At 73.6% G+C, this 19,237-nt stretch carries 19 protein-coding genes and 1 riboswitch; of the genes, 12 read left to right on the forward strand and 7 right to left on the reverse strand.

Annotated elements, in window-relative coordinates:
- Positions 1–39: 39 nt before the first annotated feature.
- The 4 genes from Q7L73_RS04130 (at position 40) to Q7L73_RS04145 (ending at position 2,567) form a co-directional block, all read left to right on the forward strand.
- Positions 40–294, forward strand: coding sequence for a hypothetical protein (locus tag Q7L73_RS04130; RefSeq protein ID WP_304689597.1), 255 nt, complete (start codon positions 40–42; stop codon positions 292–294).
- Between the two features lie 143 nt (positions 295–437).
- Positions 438–1,037 (forward strand): CAP domain-containing protein, encoded by a 600-nt coding sequence (locus Q7L73_RS04135; protein WP_304689595.1) that lies wholly within the window; start codon positions 438–440, stop codon positions 1,035–1,037.
- A 46-nt stretch (positions 1,038–1,083) separates the two neighbouring features.
- On the forward strand, positions 1,084–1,782 hold the full coding sequence (locus tag Q7L73_RS04140; RefSeq protein WP_304689593.1) for a putative glycolipid-binding domain-containing protein: 699 nt from the start codon (positions 1,084–1,086) through the stop codon (positions 1,780–1,782).
- 87 nt (positions 1,783–1,869) lie between these two features.
- Positions 1,870–1,956: riboswitch (cyclic di-GMP riboswitch) on the forward strand.
- Between the two features lie 50 nt (positions 1,957–2,006).
- Positions 2,007–2,567: a CAP domain-containing protein gene (locus tag Q7L73_RS04145; RefSeq protein ID WP_304689590.1), complete on the forward strand. Its 561-nt coding sequence runs from the start codon at positions 2,007–2,009 to the stop codon at positions 2,565–2,567.
- Between the two features lie 7 nt (positions 2,568–2,574).
- Here the strand turns inward: Q7L73_RS04145 and Q7L73_RS04150 are convergent, their stop codons facing one another.
- The gene (locus Q7L73_RS04150; protein ID WP_304689588.1) at positions 2,575–4,692 is read right to left on the reverse strand and encodes a RecQ family ATP-dependent DNA helicase; all 2,118 of its coding nucleotides are present in this window, start codon (positions 4,690–4,692) and stop codon (positions 2,575–2,577) included.
- Between the two features lie 101 nt (positions 4,693–4,793).
- Here Q7L73_RS04150 and Q7L73_RS04155 point away from each other — a divergent pair, with 101 nt between their 5' ends.
- Both Q7L73_RS04155 and Q7L73_RS04160 read left to right on the forward strand, forming a co-directional pair.
- The gene (locus Q7L73_RS04155) at positions 4,794–5,126 is read left to right on the forward strand and encodes a type II toxin-antitoxin system VapB family antitoxin (RefSeq protein WP_304689587.1); all 333 of its coding nucleotides are present in this window, start codon (positions 4,794–4,796) and stop codon (positions 5,124–5,126) included.
- Positions 5,126–5,515: a type II toxin-antitoxin system VapC family toxin gene (locus tag Q7L73_RS04160; protein WP_304689582.1), complete on the forward strand. Its 390-nt coding sequence runs from the start codon at positions 5,126–5,128 to the stop codon at positions 5,513–5,515. The genes Q7L73_RS04155 and Q7L73_RS04160 overlap by 1 nt, the downstream gene beginning before the upstream one ends.
- 64 nt (positions 5,516–5,579) lie before the next feature.
- Here Q7L73_RS04160 and Q7L73_RS04165 read toward each other — a convergent pair whose 3' ends face one another.
- The gene (locus tag Q7L73_RS04165; protein ID WP_304689578.1) at positions 5,580–5,897 is read right to left on the reverse strand and encodes a helix-turn-helix transcriptional regulator; all 318 of its coding nucleotides are present in this window, start codon (positions 5,895–5,897) and stop codon (positions 5,580–5,582) included.
- Positions 5,898–5,956: 59 nt separating this feature from the next.
- On the opposite strand from Q7L73_RS04165, the gene Q7L73_RS04170 reads away from it, so the two are divergent.
- Positions 5,957–7,192, forward strand: a complete 1,236-nt coding sequence (locus Q7L73_RS04170; RefSeq protein WP_304689575.1) for an MFS transporter — start codon at positions 5,957–5,959, stop codon at positions 7,190–7,192.
- A 40-nt stretch (positions 7,193–7,232) separates the two neighbouring features.
- Here the strand turns inward: Q7L73_RS04170 and Q7L73_RS04175 are convergent, their stop codons facing one another.
- The 3 genes from Q7L73_RS04175 to Q7L73_RS04185 form a co-directional block, all read right to left on the reverse strand.
- Positions 7,233–7,964 (reverse strand): ABC transporter permease, encoded by a 732-nt coding sequence (locus Q7L73_RS04175; protein WP_304689573.1) that lies wholly within the window; start codon positions 7,962–7,964, stop codon positions 7,233–7,235.
- Complete coding sequence (locus Q7L73_RS04180) at positions 7,961–8,935, reverse strand: ABC transporter ATP-binding protein (RefSeq protein WP_304689566.1); 975 nt, start codon at positions 8,933–8,935, stop codon at positions 7,961–7,963. The genes Q7L73_RS04175 and Q7L73_RS04180 overlap by 4 nt, the downstream gene beginning before the upstream one ends.
- A 69-nt stretch (positions 8,936–9,004) precedes the next feature.
- Positions 9,005–11,173, reverse strand: a complete 2,169-nt coding sequence (locus tag Q7L73_RS04185; protein WP_304689564.1) for an MMPL family transporter — start codon at positions 11,171–11,173, stop codon at positions 9,005–9,007.
- A gap of 251 nt (positions 11,174–11,424) precedes the next feature.
- Here Q7L73_RS04185 and Q7L73_RS04190 point away from each other — a divergent pair, with 251 nt between their 5' ends.
- Both Q7L73_RS04190 and Q7L73_RS04195 read left to right on the forward strand, forming a co-directional pair.
- A complete protein-coding gene (locus Q7L73_RS04190; protein ID WP_304689559.1) occupies positions 11,425–12,825 on the forward strand; it encodes a cytochrome P450 in 1,401 nt (466 codons plus the stop codon).
- Positions 12,822–13,757: an alpha/beta fold hydrolase gene (locus Q7L73_RS04195; RefSeq protein ID WP_304689553.1), complete on the forward strand. Its 936-nt coding sequence runs from the start codon at positions 12,822–12,824 to the stop codon at positions 13,755–13,757. Before Q7L73_RS04190 ends, Q7L73_RS04195 begins: the two co-directional genes overlap by 4 nt.
- Before the next feature lie 39 nt (positions 13,758–13,796).
- On the opposite strand, the gene Q7L73_RS04200 is transcribed toward Q7L73_RS04195, so the two are convergent.
- On the reverse strand, positions 13,797–14,534 hold the full coding sequence (locus Q7L73_RS04200) for a L,D-transpeptidase (RefSeq protein WP_304689551.1): 738 nt from the start codon (positions 14,532–14,534) through the stop codon (positions 13,797–13,799).
- 43 nt (positions 14,535–14,577) lie between these two features.
- Here Q7L73_RS04200 and Q7L73_RS04205 point away from each other — a divergent pair, with 43 nt between their 5' ends.
- Positions 14,578–16,401: an ABC transporter ATP-binding protein gene (locus tag Q7L73_RS04205; RefSeq protein WP_304689549.1), complete on the forward strand. Its 1,824-nt coding sequence runs from the start codon at positions 14,578–14,580 to the stop codon at positions 16,399–16,401.
- Positions 16,402–16,455: 54 nt separating this feature from the next.
- Here the strand turns inward: Q7L73_RS04205 and Q7L73_RS04210 are convergent, their stop codons facing one another.
- Positions 16,456–16,926: a hypothetical protein gene (locus Q7L73_RS04210; RefSeq protein ID WP_304689544.1), complete on the reverse strand. Its 471-nt coding sequence runs from the start codon at positions 16,924–16,926 to the stop codon at positions 16,456–16,458.
- A 90-nt stretch (positions 16,927–17,016) separates the two neighbouring features.
- Between Q7L73_RS04210 and Q7L73_RS04215 the strand changes: the two genes are divergently transcribed.
- Positions 17,017–18,054: a GlxA family transcriptional regulator gene (locus Q7L73_RS04215; RefSeq protein WP_304689542.1), complete on the forward strand. Its 1,038-nt coding sequence runs from the start codon at positions 17,017–17,019 to the stop codon at positions 18,052–18,054.
- Complete coding sequence (gene bktB / locus Q7L73_RS04220; RefSeq protein WP_304689540.1) at positions 18,051–19,232, forward strand: beta-ketothiolase BktB; 1,182 nt, start codon at positions 18,051–18,053, stop codon at positions 19,230–19,232. The genes Q7L73_RS04215 and bktB overlap by 4 nt, the downstream gene beginning before the upstream one ends.
- Positions 19,233–19,237: the final 5 nt, after the last annotated feature.

Genomic DNA, 19,237 nt, shown 5'->3' on the forward strand with positions numbered 1-19,237 from the left:
GGCACGCGCGACTTCGGGCCCTTTCAGCTGAGTTGGAGCGTGGCGGACCCGCCGACTCCGGCGATCCACTGCGTGCTGTCGGTGGTCGGCACGCTGCTGTGGGCCGGTGACCTCGAGCCGACGCGCGCCAGCCGTCCGTTCGCCGTCAGACTCGACCAGTTCTCCGCCGAGGGCGTCCTGACCGCCGGCTGGCTCGACCCGGCCGGGCAGCACGGCCAGCTGATCGGCAGCGGCTGCCTCTTCACGGCGCCGGCCCAGAGCCTGCGCTTCGACGGCACGCTCGCCGTCTGGTGAGCGTGCCGCGCCTCCAACAGAACGATCACATCTGGGGAGGAGCGCGTCGTTAGGTTTCCGCCGTGCCGTCTCCGCCACGTCGCCGCCCCCTGTCCGCAGCCGCCCGCCTGGCGCTGGTCGGCGCGGCGTCCGCGGGTGTGGTGATGGCGGCCACGGCGCCGCTGGCGAGCAGCGCCGCAAGCCCCGCGCCGCTGGCGAGCGAGGCCGCGCCTCCCTCACCCTTCGCGAGCGAGGCCGCCGCGCCCTCACCCCTTGCGAGCGAGGCCGCGCGCGGCGGCTGCGAGCACGTCGAGGTGCTCGCGAGCGCCGAGCCGGAGCTGGCCGCCGAGGCGATCCTCTGCATGCTCAACCGCGAGCGGGCGGCGCGTCACTTGTCGCCGTTGCGGCGCAACCCGAGGTTGACGACCGCCGCCGACGGCCACTCGCGCGACATGGTGCGGCGCAGGTACTTCGCCCACACCGCGCCGGGCAGGGTGACGTTCGTCCGTCGCATCACGAGAGCGCGGTACGCCCGCGGCGGCGCCGCCAAGCTGGGCGAGAACCTCGCCTGGGGGATGGGCGATCCGGCCGCGCCGAGCGCGGTCGTCAGCGGCTGGATGCACAGCCCCGAGCACCGCGCGAACATCCTCGACCCCGCCTTCCGCTCGATCGGGATCGGCATAGCGGCCGGCGTCCCGGTCGCGACCGCAAGCGCCGCCGCAGCGTCCGGCGCCACCTACACGACCGACTTCGGCTCGCGCTGACCGCGACGGCGTCCGCGCGTCCCGGCCCCCTGGGATGATGGTCCCCATGGTGCGGCGGATGATCCTCTGGCGCGGGCTCGACGAGTGGACGGCGGAAGCGGCGCGCGTCGAGATCGGCGACGACGGCCTGCGCGCGACCGGCACGCAGCTCGGCGCCCACCGGCTGCCGTACCGCCTCGACTACGCGCTCGACGCGACCGGCCGCGCGCCGGCCGGCGGCTTCGTGACCCGCCACCTGCGCGTCGCGATCGCCGGCGACGGCTGGCGCCGCTCGATCGACCTGCTGCGCGGCGACGACGGCGCCTGGCAGTGCGGCGCGGAGGCCGAGGGCGAGCCCGCCGTCGAGCTGCCGGCGCCGAGGCTGCCTGACGGCGAGTCCCCATTGTCAGCGCCGGGCCTGCCGGACGGCGAGTCCGCCGGCGGCGCGTTGCCGGCGCCGGGCCTGCCGCCGGCGGCGGCTGCTGCGCTCGGCCCGGCGGCGCTCGACTGCGATCTCGCCTTCTCGCCGCTGACGAACCTGATGCCGATTCGCCGTCACAGGCTCGATCGCGAGCCCGGCGAGCGGGCGTTCACGATGGCGTGGGTGTCGGTGCCGGACCTGCGGATCCACGCCGACGAGCAGCGCTACGAGCACCTCGCACCCGAGCAGGTGCGCTTCAGCCAGCCGGGCGGCTTCAGCGCCGAGCTGCTGCTCGACGCGGACGGTCTCGTGCGTCGCTATCCCGGCATCGCAGAACGTCTCTGACCTCGCACAGCCTCCCCGGCCAAACGTCCGTTTGACGCATCGGCGCTCCGCTTGCCGGGTAAGGTCGATGCCGAACCGCAGCTCGCCGCTCGAAAAAGGCAAACCGCTCGTGAGGGTGGGACGCAAAGCCACGGGACTCCTGATCACGACAGAGGAGTCAGCCGGGCTGCCGAACGAATGAGGCATTCGAGACTGGTGCGGGCGCTCGAATGTCAGGAGTCGGGTTGCAACGTCCATCGGGGTTCCGCGCGTGGCTCACGGCGGCGTCGCTCGCCATCGTCGCGCTCCTGGCGGCGTCCACGAGCGCCCTCGCCGCCCGCTGCGCCGACGTTCACACGACGCCCGCGGAGGATGCCGGCGCCGCCCACCGCGCCACCCTCTGCCTGCTGAACCAGCAGCGGGCCGCCCATGGCCTGCGCCCGCTGCGCTCCAACGACGCCCTCGCCAGCGCCGCCCGCGGCCACTCGCGCGACATGGTCCGTCGCAGCTTCTTCGACCACACCGCCCCGGGCAACGTCACCTTCGTCGACCGCATCCGCCGCGCCCGCTACTCGCCCCGCGGCTCCTGGTCGGTCGGCGAGAACCTCGCCTGGGGCAGCGGCAACCTGTCCGAGCCGGCCAGCATCGTCGCCGGCTGGATGCGCAGCCCCGGCCACCGCAGCAACATCCTCAACGGCCGCTTCCGCTCCATCGGCCTCGGGATCGCCCGCGGTGTGCCGGTCGACGCCTCTGCCGCGATGGCCCGCTCCGGCGCGACCTTCACCACCGACTTCGGCTCCAGCTGACCGCCGCTCACCCGAGCGTCGCGAGCGTCAACGGCACCACCGCCTCCGCACCCGCCCGTCGCAGCTGCCCGCCGGTCATCGCGAGCGTGAAGCCCGACAGCCGCCGATCGTCGACCAGCACCCCGACGCCGGCCGGCGGCTGACCGACGACCGCGAACGCCCCGCGCACGTTCGCCGCCTGCTGCGCCGCGTTGGCCATCTCGCGCTGCGGTGGCCGCGCGTCGCACCGCTCCAGCAGCCGCAGGCAGGGCACGCCGAGCTGCTGCGCGACCGCCTCGGACAACCGGTCGACGGCCGCCCCGTGGGCCGCCGACGGGACGCTCGTCACCCATGCCGGCCGCGCGCCGCCGCGCTTGAGCGCCTCCACCAGCCCGGCGACCACCTCGTCGTCGACCTGGCCGGCGTTCAGTCCCCGCTCGATCGCCGGCCACCACCCGCCGTCGCCGAAGCGCGCCAGCGCCCAGCCCGGCTCGACCAGCGCGTCGACCGGGATCTTGCGCATCGTCCCGCCCGGATCGGGCGCCATCTTGCGCTGTTCGAGCACGATCGGCCGGGAACGCAGATGCCGTTGCGCCTGTTCGACGAGCGCGGCCGACGGCGGCGCGGCGTAGCGCGGCCCCGCGCAGACCGAGCAGCGGCCGCAGTCGGCCGGCGCCGGATCGTCCAGCTCCTCCTGGAGCACCCGCATCAGACAGCGCCCGTCGACGCCGAACGCCGCCATCGCCGCCTGCTCCTCCCGTCGCAGCGCGGTGATCTGCGCGTAGCGGTCGCCGTCGTAGGTCCACTCGCTGCCCTCGACCGCCCGCCAGCGCGTCCCGTCGCGCATGACCGCGCCCTCGACGTCGAGGATCTTCAGCATCGCCTCGATCCGCCCCGCGCCGAGGTTGACGACCGCCATCAGCTCCCGGCTGGTGCGCCCGCTCCCGGAGGCGGACGCGACGCGCAGCTCCTCCAGCACCGCCTCGACCTTCTCCCGCGCGGGGAACGCCTGCTCGATGAAGAAGTCCTGGATGCGGCGATCCTCGCTGCCGCGCAGCAGCACCACCTCGGCGCTCTCCACCCCGCGCCCCGCGCGCCCGACCTGCTGGTAGTAGGAGACGACCGAGCCCGGCGCCTGGTAGTGGACGACGAACTCGAGATCGGCCTTGTCGTAGCCCATCCCGAGCGCGCTCGTCGCGACCAGCGCCTTCACCTCGTTGCGCAGCAGCCGCTCCTCCGCCTCGATCCGTCGCTCGGTCTCCTGCTCACCGCTGTACGCCAGCGCCGAGATCCCGTTCGCGACCAGGAACGACGCGACCTGCTCGGCGTCGCGCTTGGTGAGCGTGTAGACGATCCCGGAGCCGGGCAGCTGCGGCAGCCGCTCGACCAGCCAGGCGAGCCGCTCCGCGGGTCTCGGCAGCTCGAGCGTCTCCAGCCGCAGCGAGCTGCGGCCAAGCGGCCCGCGGTAGGAGCGCAGCGCCTCGGCGTCGTTGCCGGCCGCCCCCTCGCCAGCCCCGACGCCGACACCCAGCTGCTCCAGCACGTCGGAGACGACGCGATCGTTCGCGGTCGCCGTCGTCCCGAGCACCGCGACCTGCGGCGGCAGCGCAGAGAGCATGTCCTTGACGCGGCGGTAGTCGGGCCGGAAGTCGTGGCCCCAGTCCGAGATGCAGTGGGCCTCGTCGATCACGAGCAGCCCGACAGAGCTGGCGAACAACGGCAGCATCTCGTCGCGGAAGCGCGGGTTGTTGAGGCGCTCCGGCGAGATCAGCAGCAGGTCGACGCTGTCCCCGGCGAGCCCGGCACGGATCTCGTCCCAGTCGTCGCGGTTGGTCGAGTTGATCGTCCGCGCGCGCAGCCCCAGCCGCTCGGCGCCGGCGATCTGGTTGCGCATCAGCGCCAGCAGCGGCGAGACGATCAGCGTCGGGCCGGCTCCCTGCGCGCGCAGGAGCGAGGTCGCCACGAAGTAGACGCCGGACTTGCCCCAGCCGGTCCGTTGCACGCACAGCACGCGGGCACGATCGGCGACGAGGTCGTGGATCGCTTCGAGCTGTCCGTCGCGGAATCCCGCCGCCGGGTTGCCGGTGAGGGTCTGCAGTCTCGCGAGCGTCTGGGCTTCGAAATCGGGCGTGATCGTCGTGGCCATGCCCCCAGCCTAGACGCTCGAACGCCTGTTCGCTCGATCGCGCGAGTTAATTTACAAATGCGTGTAGATCTGTAACACCTTCCTCGGCAACCTGTCTGGCCATGAAGCCTTCCATTCCAGACACAACATCTGACGTGTGGAGCGATCTTGCTCCGCCCTGTGGCCTCTCAACTGAGCTGGTCCTGCAGATTGAATCGACCGCGACGGTGCGGGCCGCATGCGACCTCGCCGAGCTGCTCGACAGCTCCGTCGACGACGCGATCGCCTTCGCCCTCCGCATGCAGCTGCGGCGAGAACGCGCACTGCAGCCATCGCCAGAGCAGCGGCTCAAGGCGATCCACGAGTTCGTCACCACGCTCGCCCACCTCCCGCTCCACAGCGACGCCGCCTACGGCCCGGCGCTCGTGCCCGACGACGCGACACCTCCCTGCTGATGGTCGTCGACAGCTCAGCGCTGCTGGCGATCGTCAGCGACGAGCCGGAGGCGCGCCAGTTCAGCGGCGCGCTTCTGCGCGCGACCGATCCGCTGCTCTCGAACGTCGCGTTCGTCGAGTGCGCTCAGGCGCTGGTCGACCGCTTCGGCGCCGTCGGCGCGACGCAGCTCGACCACCTGGTGCACGCGCTCGGGCTCAGGCGCGTCCCGGTCGACGACGCGCTCGCGAGCGCCGCCGCCGACTGCTGCCGCTCGTTCGGCAGCGGACCGGCCCCGGCATGGCTCGATGCGGGCGGCTGGATCAGCTGCGCGCTCGCGCACACGCTCGATCGACCGCTGCTGTTCAAGGGAGGTGACTTCCTGCGGACCGACGTCGCGGTCGCGTGCTGACGGCGGCGGTTCGGCGGCCCGCGCCGGCCGGCGCCGGCGGCAGGCGCGACGGCGTCCGACCCGCTCAGCCGCGGACGAGGATCTCGAGCAGGCCGGGAAAGCGCCGGTCGAGATCGTCGCGTCGCAGGGAGATGTAGCGCTCGGTGCCGGCGGCGCGGGTGCGCGTGACGCCCGCCTCGCGCAGCAGCCGCAGGTGGTAGGAGCAGGTCGAGGTCGGCAGCCCGACGGCACCGGTCAGCTGACCCGACTTCAGCTCGCCGCCGGCGGCCGCCAGCGTCCTCACCATCTCCAGCCGGACCGGCTCGCCGCACATCCGCAGGACCGCGGCAAGCTCGATCTCTTCGGCCGCCGGATGAGGGATCTCTCGAACTTGGTTCGACATTGCTCGTACTATGGTACAACAGTAGTTCGAAGAACTTGGAACTTCTCAAGGAGCCCCTCGTGTCCTCCGACACCCCCACAACCGCAGTCGCTGCAGCCCCGCGGCGGCTCACCGGCATCCCCGCCTTCGCGGTCGTCGCGGCCATCATCGGCCTCGCGCTCGCGGCGTCGGCGGCGCCGTCGCCGCTGTATGGGGTGTATCAGCAGGACTGGCAGTTCTCGACGATCACGCTGACGCTCGTCTACGCCGTCTACTGCATCGGCGTGCTCGGCGCGCTGCTGGCAGCCGGGTCGATCTCCGACGACGTCGGCCGCCGTCCCGTGATCCTGACCGCCCTCACCGGCCTCGTCGCCTCGACGATCGTCTTCGCGCTCGCGGAGTCGGTCGCGTGGCTGTTCGTCGCGCGAGCGCTCCAGGGCGTCTCGACCGGCCTTGCGCTCGGCGCCGCGGGCGCTGCGCTGATCGACCTCCATCCCGCCGCCGACCCGCGTCGGGTCGGCCTCGTCAACGGCACCGTCAGCGCGGCCGGGATGGGCTTCGGCTCGATCGTCTCCGCGGCGCTCGTGCAGTACGGCCCGGCGCCGAAGGTCGTCCCGTTCGTCGTGCTCGGCGTCCTCTTCGCCGTCGCGCTGGTCGGCACGCTGCTGCTGCCCGAGCCGGTCAGGGACCGCTCGCGTCCCGCGCTGGCGCTGCAGATCCCGCGCATACCGCCGCAGATACGCGGCGCCTTCACGCTCGCCGCGCTCGCGGTGCTCGCCTCCTGGTCGATCGGCGGCATCTACCTCTCGCTCGGCCCGCGGCTCGCCTCCGAGATGCTGCACACGCAGAACCACCTCGCCGGCGGCATCGCGATCATGGCGCTGACGCTGCCCGGCGTCGTCACCCAGCTGCTGTGGCACGAGGTCGATCCGCACCGGCTCGCGTCGGTCGGGGCGGCGGTGCTCGGCCTCGGGATGGCGCTGATCGTGGCCTCGCTGTCGACCGGGTCGACCGTCTTCTTCATCCTCGCCAGCGCGCTGACCGGCGCCGGCTGGGGCGTCGCCTTCCTCGGCGCGCTGCGCTCGCTGACGGCGGTGATCCCGCCGCAGCACCGCGCCGAGGTGATGTCGGCCTTCTACGTCGTCGCCTACGCGTCGCTGGCGATCCCGGCGATCGTCGCCGGCGTCGTCGTGACGCACATCAGCCTCGACGACACCTTCCGCATCTTCGGCTCGCTCGTCGTGGTGCTGGCGGCGATCGTCTCGGTGATGGCCGCGCGCGTGCGCACCAGCAGCGCGCGGGTCGTCACCGCATAGCCCGCCCGGCGGCGCGCGCTCACGCCCGGCGGCGCGCGGCTCAGACCCGCTTCGTGTCCCTGCGATACGCGCGCGCCGCCAGCAGCGAGAGGACGACCGACCAGGCGGCGATCACCGCCCAGCCCTGGGCGCCCCAGCCCCCGCCGCCGATCGAGACGTGGCTCGCCTGCACCAGCCAGTAGGAGGGCAGGCAGCGCGCGAGGTCGTACATGAAGCCGGAGGTGACCGGGAACCAGGTGCCGCCGAGCAGCGCCAGCAGCGAGGCGACCCCGCCCATCACCGGCCCGATCGAGTCGACCGTCAGCAGGTGCCCGATCAGCACGCCGAGCGCCGCGAAGGGGATCAGCCCGACGAGGATCAGGCCGGTCATCGCGAGCCAGTCGGCCGCCGCCAGGCGGACGCCGAGGATCGTGCCGGCGGCGTACATCAAGAGGATCGAGAGCGTCGCCATCACGTAGGCGGTCAGCACCTTCGCGCCGAGATAGGAGCCGGCGTGCAGCGGCGTGATCCGCAGCTGCCGGTTCCAGCCGACCGAGCGCTCGCCGGCGATGCGGGCGCCGGAGCTGATCGTCGCCATCATCGCGCCGAACGCCGCCAGCCCGATCATGTAGTAGAGCGGCGCCGAGATCCCGGTCCCCTCGAAGTCGGTCTCGCCCTTGTTCGGGCCCGCGATCACGAAGAAGAGGATCAGCGGGAAGGCGAACGAGAAGATGAAGAAGCGGCCGTTGCGGAAGGTCCGCAGCAGCTCGAAGCGCATGTAGGTGGCGTTCATCGCAGCGTCTCCTCGGCCGCGGCGGCGCTGTCGCCGCGCGGGTCGTGTTCGTCGTCGTCCTCGCCGCCGGTCAGCTGCAGGAAGGCCTGTTCGAGGCCGGCGCCGCTGATCTCCAGGTCGCGCGCCTCGGCGTGCTCGTCGAGCAGCGCCCGGACCGCGGCGTCGGAGTCGCTGCAGGCGAGGATCACCGCGTCGCCGTGGCGGTCGGCGTTGACGACGCCGGGCAGCCGGCCGAGCGCGGAGAGCGGCACGTCCGGCAGCGTCGCGCGGATCGTGCGCGCGCCGACCATCGCCTTGATCTCGGTCGTCGGCCCGTCGGCGACGACGCGGCCGCGCGCCATCAGGACGGCGCGGTCGGCGTAGGCGTCGGCCTCGTCGAGGTAGTGGGTCGCGAAGACGATCGTCTTGCCGCGCGCGGCGAAGGCGCGCATCGTCGTCCAGAAGGCGTGGCGGCCCTCGACGTCCATCGCGACCGTCGGCTCGTCCAGCACGAGCAGGCCGGGGTCGCTGACGAGCGCGACCGCCGCCCGCACCCGCTGCGTCTGCCCGCCGGAGAGCTTGTTCGTGCGCTGGGCGGCGATCTGCTCGATCCCGGCCAGCTCCAGCACCTCCTCGACCGCCATCGGCGCCGGGTAGAGCGAGGCCATCATCGTGACCAGCTCGCGCACCGTCAGGTCGCGCACCAGCGCGCCGGTCTGCAGCATCGCGCCGACCGCGCCGGCGTCGATCGCGGCCGTCGGCGCCATGCCGAAGACGCTGACCGAGCCGGCGTCGGGCTCCGCGAGGCCGAGCAGCATGTCGATCGTGGTCGACTTGCCGGCGCCGTTGGGGCCGAGCAGCGCGACGGTCTGCCCGGCCGCGATCGTGACGTCGATGCCGCGGACGGCGCGGACGGGACCGTCAGCGGAGCGGAAGGTCTTGACGAGGCCGCGCAGCTCGACGCCCGTCCTCGTCGCCGTGTCGTTCACCATGCAGACGAGTCTGCGCCGATCCCGGCCCGAGCGGAAGTGCCGCCCGTCCGGAATCGGGCATGACATCCGTCATGGGACGCGCGCGGCGGTCCGGCGCTCCAGCGCCACGCGCGGCAGCAGGAAGCCGAGCCAGCGCGGCGTCCACCACGCCCAGCGGCCCATCAGCCGCATCGCGGCCGGCACGATCAGGCAGCGGATCACGAACGCGTCGAGCAGGATCGCGACCGCGAGCCCGAGGCCGAACTGCTTCATCATCCGGTCCGGGCTGGTCATGAAGGCGGCGAAGACGACGACCATGATCGCGCCCGCCGCCGTCACGACGCGACCGGTCGCGGCGAGGCCCTCGCGGACCGCGTGGTCGGCGTCGCCGCTGCGCTCCCACTCCTCGTGCATCCGCCCGACGAGGAAGACCTCGTAGTCCATCGACAGCCCGAAGACGATCGCGAAGATCAGGATCGGGATCGTCGCGTCGACCGGGCTCGGCTCGATCCCGAAGAGGCCGTGCTGGAAGACGAGCGTGATGACCCCCAGCGCCGCGCCGATGCTGAGCAGGTTCAGGATCGCGGCCTTCAGCGGGATCAGCAGCGAGCGGAAGACGACCATCAGCAGCAGCGAGGAGAGGCCGACGACGATCGCGACGAACAGCGGCAGCCGCTCCTGCACCTCGTGCGCGTAGTCGTCGGCGCCGGCGGTCGAGCCGCCGACGAGGTAGGTCGCGCCCGTTCTGGCGGCGAGCGCCGGCAGCGTCTCGTCGCGCAGGCTCGTCACGAGCTGCTGCGTGCGCTCGTCCTGCGGCTTCGCGTCCGGGTAGGCGACGACGGTCGCGACGCGGCCGCCGTCGGCGCGCTGCAGCGGCGCGACGGCGGCGACGCCGGAGGTGCGCTCCAGCGTCGTGCGCAGCTGCTGCGCCGCGTCGGCGGAGCCGCCGTCGGCGACGATCAGCAGCGGTCCGTTGAAGCCCGCGCCGAAGCCGGTGGCGAGCAGGTCGTAGGCCTTGCGCGGGCTGCTGGAGGCGCTGTCGTTGCCGGCGTCGGCGAAGCCGAGCCGCATGTCGGTCGCCGGCAGCGCGAGCGCCACCAGCAGCGTCCCCGCGACGGCCATCACGGCGACCGGCCGGCGCTGGACGAAGGCCGCCCAGCGGCGCCACTTCTCACCCTCGACGCGCTCGCGGCGGCGCGCCTTCAGCGCGCGCTTGCGAACGCTGCGCTCGATCCGCTTGCCGCAGACCGTCAGCAGCGCCGGCAGCAGCGTCAGCGAGGCGATCATCGTCACGAGCACCGTCAGCGAGACGCCGAGCGCGATCCCCTGCAGCACGCCGATGCCGAGCGCGATCAGGCCGAGCAGGCCGATGATCACCGTCGTGCCCGCGAACACCACCGAGCGGCCGGCGGTGTCGAGCGCGATCCGCAGCGCGTCGTCGCGGTCGCGGTCGGCGAGCAGCTCGCTGCGGTAGCGCGAGAAGATCAGCAGCGCGTAGTCGATCCCGACGCCGAGGCCGACGAGCGACATCAGCGCCGGGGTGTAGTCGGCGACGTCGATCAGGTGCGAGCCGATCACGATCAGCGCCGTCGTCCCGCCGACCGCGGCGAGCGCGGTGAGGACCGGGATGCTGGCGGCCAGCAGCGAGCCGAACAGGAAGACGAGGATCACCAGCGCGGCGAGCGTGCCGATCGACTCCGCGCCGCCGCCGCCGGCGTCGACGTAGCGGACGGCGTCGCCGCCCAGCTCGACCTGGAGGCCGTCGCCGCGGGCCGCCTCGGCGGTGTCGATCAGCCGCTCGATCGCCGCTCTCGGGACGTTGTCGGCGGTGTCGTCGAGCATCACCGTCGCGTGCGCGATCGTGCCGTCTCTCGACGTCGCGCCGGCCGCGTAGGGGTCGGCGACGGAGGCGACGTTCGGCAGCCGCTGCACGCGCTGCAGCATCGACTCGACGCGTGCTCTCGTCGCGCCGGTGCGGATGCCGCCTGGATCGCGCATGACGATCTCGACGGTGTCGCCGGCCTGTGCCGGCGCCGAGCGCTGGAGCGTGTCGAGCGCCTGCTGCGACTCGGTCCCGGGCAGCGCGACGTCGTTGTCCCAGGCGGCGCCGATCCCGAACGAGCCGCCGAGCACGACGAGCAGCGTCACGAACCACAGCGCGATCGCGCGGCGGCGGTTGCGGATCGACCAGCCTGCGAGCCGTTCGAAGCGGCTCTCCGAGGGGCGCGACGGTGCGCGCAGGGAGCGGGTGGAGGTCATGCTGGCACGCTCTCAACGGCGTCGCGTGGCGTCGCTGGGGCGTCGTGGCGTCCGCGCGGGGGCGCACGGGCCGATCGCGGCCGGGGGTTATCCCCCGCCGGCGCGAGCCGGGCCGAGCCGGCGCGCGGAGGCGCCGGCGGGCGCAGCAGCGCTCTCACTTCCAGGTGGACAGCCCCGGTACGAGCAGGTACCGTCTTGGTACGACGACGTACCAGCGATCACGGGAGCCGCCCGGAGGGCAGGAGGACGCGATGCAGGGGACCGAGACGACGACCACCGACACGGCTGCGCGCGCCCCGATCGACGGGCTGCCGCCCGGGCCGCGCCACCCGCGGCTGCTGCAGGACGTCGCGACCGTCACCCGCCTGCGGCCGTTCCTGCGCGCGGCGCAGCGGCGCTACGGCGACATCTTCACCGTCCGCGTCCACCGCTTCGGCAACATCGTCGCGGTCGCCGACCCGCAGCTGATCAAGCGCACCTTCACGGCCTCGCCGAGAACGCTCTATTCCGGCGAGGGCAGCGCGCTCGGCCCGGTGCTCGGCATCAACTCGCTGCTGGTGATCGACGAGGACGTCCACCTGCGCCAGCGCAAGCTGCTGCTGCCGCCGTTCCACGGCGAGCGGATGAAGGCGTACGAGCCGCTGATCGAGCGGATCGCGCGCGAGGAGGTCGCCGGCTGGCCGCAGGGCGTCGAGTTCCCGGCGGCGCCGTCGACGCTGCGGATCACGCTGCGAGCGATCCTCGTCGCCGTCTTCGGCGCCCACGACGAGCTGCTCGACCGGCTCGAACGGCTGATCCCGCGGATGACAGAGCTGGGCTCGGCGCTGACGCCCTTCCCGCTCCTGCAGAAGGACCTCGGCCCGCTCAGCCCGTGGGGCCGCTTCACGCGCATGCGCGCCGAGTTCGACCGCCTCTGCGACGGCCTGATCGAGGAGGCGCGCCGCGACCCCGGCCTCGCCGACCGTCCCGACGTGCTCGCGCTGATGGTGCAGGCCCGCAGCGAGGACGGCGCGCCGATGCGCGACGAGGAGATCCGCGACCAGCTGATGACGATGCTCGCCGCCGGCCACGAGACGACCGCCGCGACGCTCGCCTGGACCGTCGAGCGGCTGCGCCGCAGCCCGGACGTGCTCGCACGGCTGGTGGAGGAGGTCGACCACGGCGGGCGCGAGTACCGCGACGCCGTCATCCGCGAGGTCCAGCGGCTGCGCCCGGTGATCATGTTCTCGATCCGGATCGTCAAGCGGCCGTTCGAGCTGGGCGGCTACGTGCTGCCGCCCGGCACCCGCATCGCGCTCGGCGGCGCGCTGACGCACTACGACGAGCGGCTGTTCCCGGACCCGCTCAGATTCTGGCCCGAGCGGTTCCTCGGCAGAATGCCCGAGACGTACGCGTGGATCCCCTTCGGGGGCGGCATCCGCCGCTGCATCGGCGCGACGTTCGCACACATGGAGATGGAGGTCGTCCTGCGCACGATCCTGCAGACCTGGACCCTCGAGCCGACCGGCGCCGCGCCGGAGAAGCTCAAGTTCCGCGGCGTCGCCTACGCGCCCGCGGACGGCGGCCTCGCGCGTGTCGCGCGCCGTGCCGCGACCCCGCCGCAGGACGACCGCCAGGCGGCGCGCGGCGTGCTGACCGGAGCGGCGGCATGAGCGCCGGCGAGACGACGGTCGGCGCGACCGCGACCGGCACCGCGCCGCTGCCGGCGGAGCAGCTGCTCGACGTCGGCGGCGAGATCACGCTCTGCGCGCAGCGCTTCGGCGACCCGGCCGACCCGGCGCTGCTGCTGATCTCCGGCCTCGGCCAGCAGTCGATCGCATGGCCGGCCGAGCTGTGCCGGCAGCTTGCCGCGCGCGGCCTGCACGTGATCCGCTTCGACAACCGCGACGTCGGCCGCTCGACGCGCGCGAGCGTGCGCCCGCCGACGCTGGCGCAGCTGGCGACGCGGCGCTTCTCGCCGGCCCAGTACACGCTCGCGGAGATGGCGCGCGACACCGCCGGCCTGCTCGACGCGCTCGACCTGGAGCGCGTCCACGTCGCCGGCAGATCGATGGGCGGGATGATCGGGCAGACGCTCGCCGCCCAGCGCCCGCAGCGGGTGCTGACGCTGACCTCGATCATGTCGACGACCGGCGCCCGCCGCATCGGCCGGCCGGCGCCGTCGACGCTGCGGCTGATGCTCGGCAGGCCGTCGAAGGAGCGCGAGGCGTCGATCGAGCGCGCGGTCGTGCTGTGGCGCCACATCGGCTCGCACGGCTTCCCGTTCGACGAGCCCGAGGTGCGAGCGCTCGCCGGCGTCGCGTGGGACCGCGGCCACGACCCCGCCGGCGTCGCGCGTCAGCTCGCCGCGATCGTCAAGTCGGGCGACCGCACGCGCGAGGTCGCGACGATCGCCGCGCCGACGCTCGTCCTCCACGGCGACCGCGACCGGATGGTCGCGCCGACCGGCGGGAAGGCGACCGCGGCCGCGATCCCGGGCGCCCGCCACGTCACGATCGCCGGCATGGGCCACGACCTGCCGGCCGGGGCCTGGCCGCAGCTGGTCGAGCTGATCGACGGGCAGACCCAGCTCGTCGGGCGCTGAGCGGCGCGCGCGGCGGCCGGCGCGCGGCGGCGCGCCGGCTCAGCGCTGGATCAGCACCGGCGTGCCGCGCGGGGCGAGCGTCAGCAGACGGTTGACGAGCGCCTGCGGCGCGCGCACGCAGCCGTGCGAGACGGCCGTGCCGAGCGGGTCGCCGATCAGCTCGGAGGCGTGGATCGCCGCCTGCGGGATGCCGCCCTGGTAGCGGGCGAGCGCGCGCGAGTAGGCGACCAGCGCCAGCACGCGCGGGCCGAGCAGGCTGCCGCGCGGCTCGGGCGCGATCGCGTCGACGGCGAACTGGCCGACCGGGGTCGGCGTCGCAGGCGCGCCGACGACGACGCGCGTGCGCAGCTGCGTGCGGCCGCCGCGCTGGAAGACGAGCGACCGCTCCGACAGGTCGACGACGATGCGGCGGTCGGTGCGGGCGAGACGCGCGGCGGAGGCAGGGATCCAGCCGTGCGAGCCGGCCGGCATGCCCTTCACCAGCAGGTCGAGCCACAGCTCCCCGTCGACCTCGCGCGAGCCGAGCACCAGCAGCACCTCCGGGCCGCCCCAGTAGGGCGCCTGCGGCGACAGCCAGCGCACGGCGCGCGCCTGCTCGCGCGGCTGGGCGCGGGCGGCGACCGCCTCGGCGATCCGCGCCGTCCACGCCGCGCGCGCGGTCGGCGCCGCGGGGGCAGGCGCCGGTGGTCTCGCCGGCGGCGGCGCCGCGGCACGGGCGCTCGCCGGCGCGCAGACGAGCGCGAGCAGCAGCGGGACGAGCAGACGACGGAGCGGCACCGGGGCGAGACGATGACAGACGAACGCCTAGGCTTCCCTGCTGATGCAAGACGCCTCCGTCAACCCGCTCGTCCGCCTCTGGCGACGGGCGCCGCGCTACCGCGGCCAGGTCGTGCGCGGCACGGTCTGGGCGGTCCTCAACCAGATCTTCGACATCCTGCCGGAGCTGCTGATCGGCGTCGCGATCGACGTCGTCGTCCGCCAGGAGGGCAGCTTCGTCGGCCAGTGGACGGGGATCGTCGACCGCGAGCAGCAGCTGTTCGTGCTCGCCGGCGTGACCGCGGTCGTGTGGCTGCTGGAGTCGCTGACCGAGTACCTCGCCCAGCGCGCCTGGCGGACGCTGTCGCAGGACCTCCAGCACGACCTGCGGATGGAGGCCTACGGGCACGTGCAGGAGCTGGAGCTGGCGTGGTTCGAGGATCGCGAGTCCGGCAGATTGCTGACGATCCTCAACGACGACGTCAACCAGCTCGAACGATTCCTCGACGTCGGCGCGCTGCAGATCATCCAGACCGCGACCAGCGTCGTCGGCGTCGGCGTCGTCTTCTTCGTCATCTCACCGCTGCTGGCGGTGCTCGCCTTCCTGCCGATCCCCGTGATCATCGGCGGCTCGCTGCTGTTCCAGAGACGGCTGGAGCCGCGTTACGCGCGCGTCCGCGAGGAGGCCGGCCGGCTGGGCGGCCTGATCGGCGGCAACCTCGGCGGGATCGCGACGATCAAGGCGTTCGGCGCCGAGCGGCGCGAGGCGCAGCGGGTCTCCGCGGCGTCGCTCTCCTACGCCGCCGCCAACCGCGAGGCGATCACGCTCAGCGCGGCGTTCGTGCCGGTGATCCGGGTCGCGATCCTCTGCGGCTTCATGGTGACGCTCGTCGTCGGCGGTCACCTGACGCTCAACGGGACGCTGGAGATCGGCATGTACTCGGTGCTCGTCTTCATGACGCAGCGGCTGCTGTGGCCGCTGACCGCGCTCGGCGAGACGCTCGACCTCTACCAGCGCGGCACCGCGTCGCTGCGGCGGATCCTCGACCTGATCGACGCGCCGGTCGCGATCTCGCCCGGCGAGCGCGAGCTGCCGCCGGCCGCCGCCGGGTCGCGCGGCCGCGCCGTCCGCTTCGACGACGTCCGCTTCGTCTACCGCGACGGCGACGGCGAGATCCGCACGCACGTGCTCGACGGGCTCGAGCTCGACGTCGCCGCCGGCGAGACGCACGCGATCGTCGGCCCGACCGGCGCCGGCAAGTCGACCGTCGTGAAGCTGCTGCTGCGGCTCTACGACGCCGAGAGCGGCACCGTCTCGATCGACGGCGAGCCGGTCGAGGGGCTCGCGTTCGAGCAGCTGCGCGGCGCGATCGGCTACGTCGGCCAGGACACCTTCCTGTTCGACGGCTCGATCGCCGACAACCTCCGCTACGGCTCCCCGGACGCGACCGACGCGCAACTGCGCGCCGCGGCCGAGCTGGCCGAGGCGCACGAGTTCGTCGCCGCCCTCCCGCACGGCTACGACACCCCTGTCGGCGAGCGCGGCGTGCGCCTCTCGGGCGGCCAGCGCCAGCGGCTGACGATCGCCCGCGCGCTCGTGCGCGATCCCGCGATCCTCGTGCTCGACGAGGCGACCTCGGCGGTCGACAACGAGACCGAGGCGGCGATCCAGCGCTCGCTGCTGCGCGTCAGCCGCGAGCGCACGACGATCGTGATCGCCCACCGTCTCTCGACGATCCGGCACGCCGACCGCATCCACGTGCTCGACGGCGGTCGTGTCGCGGAGGCCGGCACCCACGACGAGCTGCTGCGCGAGCGCGGGCGCTACGCGGCGCTGTGGGCGGTGCAGACGGGCGAGATCGCGCAGGCCAGCGCCGGCGACGGCTGAGCTGCGCGGCGGCGCGGCGGGTCCAGCGCATCGCGATCGGGGCGCGCGTCGGCCTCAGGCGCCGGTCGTCGAGCCGGGCCGGACGATCATCAGCACCGTCACGCTCGCCCACAGCAGGTTGAAGAGACCGACCGTCATCGCGAGGCGGGCGGCGGTGGCGGGGATCGCGGAGGCGGCGGCCGGGGCGTCCAGCTCGCGCAGGATCCGCTCCTGCAGCGGCAGCACGAAGCCGGCGAGGACGAAGCCGGCGACGCCGGTCAGGAAGATCGAGGTCGTCAGCCAGACGTCGCCGAGCACGCCCATCGCGCCCGCGGTCGCGAGCCCGAGCGCGGGGACGAGCATGGCCAGCAGCGCGTAGACGCGGCAGATGCGGTGGAGCGTGCGCAGCGCGGCGAGCGGGCCGGGGTCGCCGGGGGCGGCGGCCGCCTCGCGGGCGGTGCGCGGGAAGACGCTCGCGGCGACCGTCACCGGGCCGACGGCGACGATCGCGACGATCACGTGGAGCGAGAGCAGGAGCTTGGTCATCGACCCGGGACCGTATGACCGCGCCGCGGGGCAGACAAGTGGCTGAAATGCCACATGTCAACGGATTCTCGCCAGCGCTACGATGGGCCGATGGAAGCCCATCTCGTCGCCGTGCTCGCGCTGGACGGGGTCATCGCGTCCGACCTCGCCACGCCGCTGGACCTGTTCGGGCGGGTGCGGCTGAGCGACGGGCGCGCGGCGTACCGGACGATCGTCTGCTCCCCGCGCGCCAGCGTGACCGCCGGCAGAGGCCTCTTCACGATCAGGGCGCCGCACCGGCTCGACGCGCTCGCGCGGGCCGACACGATCGTCGTCCCCGGGCTGGAGGACCCGCTGCAGCCGACGCCGCCGGCCGTGCTCGCGGCGCTGCGCGCGGCGGCCGCGCGCGGCACGCGGATCGCCTCGATCTGCGTCGGCGCCTTCACGCTCGCCGAGACCGGCCTGCTCGACGGGCAGCGGGCGACGACCCACTGGCTCGGCGCCGAGGAGCTGGCCCGGCGCCATCCTGCCGTCGCGGTCGACCCGAACGTGCTCTACGTCGACAACGGTCAGCTGCTGACGAGCGCCGGAGCGGCCGCGGGACTCGACCTCTGCCTCCACATCGTCCGCCGCGACCACGGCGCCGCGGTCGCCGCCGACGCCGCCCGCTGCGCCGTCACCCCGCCCGAGCGCGACGGCGGGCAGGCGCAGTACATCGTCCACCCGCCGCCGGCGCCCGACAGCGTCGCGCTCGGCCCGCTGCTGGAGTGGATCGAGCGCAACTGCCATCGCGAGCTGACGCTGGAGCAGATCGCCGCGCAGGCGCCGATGAGCACGCGCACGCTCAACCGGCGCTTCCGCGAGCAGACCGGCACGACCCCGCTGCGCTGGCTCCACCGCGCCCGGCTGCGGCGCGCGCAGCACCTGCTGGAGACGACCGCCGAGCCGGTCGAGCTGGTGGCGGCGCGCGTCGGCTTCGGCTCCGCGACCAGCTTCCGCGACCGCTTCAGAGCGCACGTCGGCACCAGCCCGCAGGCCTATCGGCGTGCTTTCCGCGCCCCGTCCGGCAGCATCCGCACGATCGAGCATCCGCCGGCCGGCTCGCGCTCGACGAGCACGGCCGATCCCGAGGAGACCCAGTTCCGATGACCGAAGTCGTGATCGCCTCCGCCGCCCGCACCGCGGTCGGCGGCTACGGAAAGTCGCTCAAGGACGTGCCGCCGAACGAGCTGGGCGCGATCGCCGCGCGCGCCGCGCTGGAGCGCGCCGGCCTGCAACCCGAGCAGGTCGAGCACGTCGTCTTCGGCAACGTGATCCACACCGAGCCGAGAGACATGTACATGGCGCGCGTCGTCGGCATGATGGCCGGGCTGCCGAAGGAGACGCCCGCCTTCACCGTCAACCGCCTCTGCGGCACCGGCGTGCAGGCGATCGTCTCGGCGACGCAGGCGATCCAGTCGGGCGACGTCGAGGTCGCGCTGGCCGGCGGCTGCGAGTCGATGAGCCGCGGCCCCTACTGGCTGCCCGCCGGCCGCTGGGGCGCGCGGATGGGCGAGACGACCGTCACCGACCCGGTCTCAGGCGCGCTGACCGACCCCTTCAACGACATCCTGATGGGCGTCACGGCCGAGAACCTCGCCGAGAAGCATGGGATCACGCGCGAGGAGCAGGACGCCTTCGCGGTCGAGTCGCACCGCCGCGCCGCCGCCGCGCGCGACGCCGGCAAGTTCGTCGACGAGATCGTCCCGGTGGTGCTCAAGACGCGCAAGGGCGAGATCGAGTTCAAGGTCGACGAGCACATCCGCGACGACGCGTCGCTGGAGTCGATGGCGAAGCTGAAGCCGGTCTTCAAGCGCGACGGCGGCACCGTCACCGCCGGCAACGCCTCCGGCATGAACGACGCCGGCGCCGCGACCGTCCTGCTCAGCGCCGAGAAGGCGGCCGAGCTGGGCGCGCCCGTCAGAGCGCGCATCCTCGGCTACGCCTCCTGCGGCGTCGACCCGAAGATCATGGGCATCGGCCCGGTGCCGGCGATCCGCAAGGTGCTCGACCGCACCGGCGTCTCGCTCGACCAGATCGGCGTCTTCGAGCTGAACGAGGCGTTCGCCGCGCAGGCGCTCGCGGTCGTCAAGGAGCTCGACCTCGATCCCGCCAAGGTCAACCCCAACGGCGGCGCCGTCGGCCTCGGCCACCCGATCTCGGCGACCGGCGCGGTGATCACCACGAAGGCGATCTCCGAGCTGGAGCGCGAGGGGCACGACTACGCGATCGTCTCGCTCTGCATCGGCGGCGGCCAGGGCATCGCGCTGCTGCTCGGCAAGCCGTAGGGAGG

This window comes from Conexibacter sp. CPCC 205762 (assembly GCF_030646155.1).
In the GTDB taxonomy this organism is placed as follows: Bacteria; Actinomycetota; Thermoleophilia; order Solirubrobacterales; family Solirubrobacteraceae; genus Conexibacter.

Coding starts and splice junctions, on each gene's coding strand:
- Q7L73_RS04215 (WP_304689542.1), top strand. CDS start 17,017: ATGGAAGCCCATCTCGTCGCCGTGCTCGCGCTGGACGGGGTCATCGCG.
- Q7L73_RS04175 (WP_304689573.1), bottom strand. CDS start 7,964: ATGAACGCCACCTACATGCGCTTCGAGCTGCTGCGGACCTTCCGCAAC.
- Q7L73_RS04180 (WP_304689566.1), bottom strand. CDS start 8,935: ATGGTGAACGACACGGCGACGAGGACGGGCGTCGAGCTGCGCGGCCTC.
- Q7L73_RS04150 (WP_304689588.1), bottom strand. CDS start 4,692: ATGGCCACGACGATCACGCCCGATTTCGAAGCCCAGACGCTCGCGAGA.
- Q7L73_RS04165 (WP_304689578.1), bottom strand. CDS start 5,897: ATGTCGAACCAAGTTCGAGAGATCCCTCATCCGGCGGCCGAAGAGATC.
- Q7L73_RS04195 (WP_304689553.1), top strand. CDS start 12,822: ATGAGCGCCGGCGAGACGACGGTCGGCGCGACCGCGACCGGCACCGCG.
- Q7L73_RS04160 (WP_304689582.1), top strand. CDS start 5,126: ATGGTCGTCGACAGCTCAGCGCTGCTGGCGATCGTCAGCGACGAGCCG.
- bktB (WP_304689540.1), top strand. CDS start 18,051: ATGACCGAAGTCGTGATCGCCTCCGCCGCCCGCACCGCGGTCGGCGGC.
- Q7L73_RS04135 (WP_304689595.1), top strand. CDS start 438: ATGGCGGCCACGGCGCCGCTGGCGAGCAGCGCCGCAAGCCCCGCGCCG.
- Q7L73_RS04140 (WP_304689593.1), top strand. CDS start 1,084: ATGGTGCGGCGGATGATCCTCTGGCGCGGGCTCGACGAGTGGACGGCG.
- Q7L73_RS04190 (WP_304689559.1), top strand. CDS start 11,425: ATGCAGGGGACCGAGACGACGACCACCGACACGGCTGCGCGCGCCCCG.
- Q7L73_RS04155 (WP_304689587.1), top strand. CDS start 4,794: ATGAAGCCTTCCATTCCAGACACAACATCTGACGTGTGGAGCGATCTT.
- Q7L73_RS04205 (WP_304689549.1), top strand. CDS start 14,578: ATGCAAGACGCCTCCGTCAACCCGCTCGTCCGCCTCTGGCGACGGGCG.
- Q7L73_RS04210 (WP_304689544.1), bottom strand. CDS start 16,926: ATGACCAAGCTCCTGCTCTCGCTCCACGTGATCGTCGCGATCGTCGCC.
- Q7L73_RS04185 (WP_304689564.1), bottom strand. CDS start 11,173: ATGACCTCCACCCGCTCCCTGCGCGCACCGTCGCGCCCCTCGGAGAGC.